The sequence below is a fragment of the Duncaniella muricolitica genome (genome assembly GCF_910574735.1).
In the GTDB taxonomy this organism is placed as follows: domain Bacteria; phylum Bacteroidota; class Bacteroidia; order Bacteroidales; family Muribaculaceae; genus Duncaniella; species Duncaniella muricolitica.
This window is the reverse complement of record NZ_CAJTCF010000152.1, coordinates 1-2,171: the sequence shown is the minus strand read 5'-3', so window position 1 is coordinate 2,171 and position 2,171 is coordinate 1. Positions and strand designations below refer to the sequence as shown.

Here is a 2,171-nt window from a genome sequence, read left to right as displayed (position 1 = left end):
CACTCCCTGCCGTCTTTCGTTGGACAGATAAGTCGGTGATGATAGGTCATTTTCAAAGAACACTTGCCTAATCCTTGCCAAAGGGACTATTAAGACACTACCTTGACTGGCGCACCATAGACATAAAGTGAGTACCCTTTCTCGATCATCTGTTTGATGAAGTTGTTGACAACAGCGTATGACTTACCGGAACCGGGAGTGCCGAGAACGATTGTCGCTCTGAATGGATTGACAATGTTTATCCACCCCTCGTTCCACCGTTTTTTGTAGTAGAATTTTGTGGGAAGGTTGATGGAATAGTCATTCGTAAGCAGGCGTGTTTCCTGCATGAAGCTCTCGTTTTCGTCATTGAAACGGTCGTCCATCATATTGTTCTTCAAAAGCCGGCTCATATACACTCCGCCGACAAGCATCAGGACATAACCTATCACAGTGGTCAGAATGTACGGGAACACCCAGCCAATAGACGGCATCCACCAGTTGAGGAAGAACAAGGCGGCTCCCGCACTGAGGAAAATCCAGATATGGATCCATTGAACTTTCTCGTTCTTCACGCCTTTCGTACCCACGCATGAAAGTCCGAGGAACAGCAAAGTCCACCATTTTGAAATCCACGGGTTATGGAACAGTTTGCCCGCATCGTCGAGGTTGCGGAGTATCTTCATTGTTTCGGTATGGAACTGCCAGCCCGATACCATCTGCTGACAGAACCAATAGATGTTTGCGACCACGAGTATTATGCTCAAAGCACGGAGCAAGTCCATGATTTTAGCCAATGCCCGGAGGTCATCTTCCTGTTGACTCATAAATCAAAATTTGTTTGGAGATTAGTAATTATAATTTTGGTCCGCGACGTTTTTTCTTCTTGCGCCGCTGCATGGCACGGTAGAACGCTTCCTCCTCGGCATCAAAGCCGGGGCCGACATGGAACAAGTCAAGTTCGGGCAATGAGGGAATATCGTCATAGTCGTTGTTGCGACCACTCTGCTTATTCTGCTGACTTGCGGACTGGGCAGTGTCATCTGATGCTTGCCCGTCATTGCGTGCATCCGTATCTCTATCGGGTGCGGTAATATCCGACATATTCTGCACAGGCTTCTGTTCCGGATTGTCGAACCACCTTTGCAGGGCGTTTGCGGAGAACTCCTTGCCGATGCGGGAACCGTTGAGAACCGTCATAGTATTGTGGTCTATGAACGTCGCTCCATAAATCCGTCCGTCCTCAGTGTAGCGGAGAACAAGGTCGATATTCCTCTCCTTCAGTCCTGCGATGAAATCATCTTTGCCGGAGGCGGAAGCCATAGCCTCGGCAACCATTCTCTTGGTCGGCTTGATGTCAATCTTGTCTTTTGCACGTTCAAACCGGTTGTCAATGGCAGTGCGGCTGGCGAACTTGCCGAGGCGTGAAGCCTTGAATGGAGTGGCGATTGTGTTGCCGTTGTCATCAGTGGCAAAATAGACAAGTCCGTGATATTCGCGTCCGTTGACTCTGCCGTCAGTCTGCTCACACCTCACATTATATAGTCCGAGTATGGCATTATATTCTCCCATGCTCTGGAATTTCCAACGCATACCCACCATTTTGACCGTATTGGCGACCTGTCGCTTTATGTCGCCGTTAGGATCAATCTTTTTTATAGGCATATCCGCTGTGATTTTCTGACGCTCCGCCGGTTTCAGTCCATACTTCTTTTCAAGCTCACGGCATATATCCTTGCTCTTGTAAAAGTTGTTGCGGTCGGATATGCAGGTGCCGTCAGGTCTTACTCTCAGAGCCACGATATGGATATGGTGGCGGTCTATGTCCTCGTGTTTGAATACAAGATAAGGCATATCGCCGAACCCCATCTTTTCCATATACTCGTGGGCAAGTTGGGCAAAGTCAACATCAGAAAGCCGGTCATCAGGGTGCGGATTGAGCGATATGTGCATCATCGTCTTTTCGGCTTTGGAATTGGCAGGCATCCACCGCTTGAAATCCTCAAACGCACGGTGTATGTTGACAGTCCCTGTTCCGTCGTTGAAGATTTTGTTGGTGTCGAGCAACCTGCCTTTCTCCTTGTTTATCTGTAGGCTCGACACCGGGGCGCCTTGCCGCATTTCTGCGGTAGGTTTCCCCGAGTCTGCCCCCGAACCGGACTTACACCTTTCAGCGTATCCGGCTCTCCATT

Annotated in this window: 1 protein-coding gene and 1 pseudogene; both read right to left on the bottom strand. The window is 49.2% G+C overall.

Annotated features, from left to right (window positions below; all coding sequences use genetic code 11):
• Positions 1-116: 116 nt before the first annotated feature.
• Positions 117-806 (bottom strand): annotated as a pseudogene (locus QGT73_RS17215) (YWFCY domain-containing protein); the annotation flags it as partial.
• 28 nt (positions 807-834) lie between these two features.
• Positions 835-2,100, bottom strand: coding sequence for a conjugal transfer protein MobB (gene mobB, locus QGT73_RS17210; protein ID WP_280123243.1), 1,266 nt, complete (start codon positions 2,098-2,100; stop codon positions 835-837).
• Between the last annotated feature and the right edge of the window lie 71 nt (positions 2,101-2,171).

What these genes read in the sequence shown, in the direction of transcription:
- mobB (WP_280123243.1), bottom strand. Translation starts at nt 2,100, where the DNA reads ATGCGGCAAGGCGCCCCGGTGTCGAGCCTACAGATAAACAAGGAGAAA.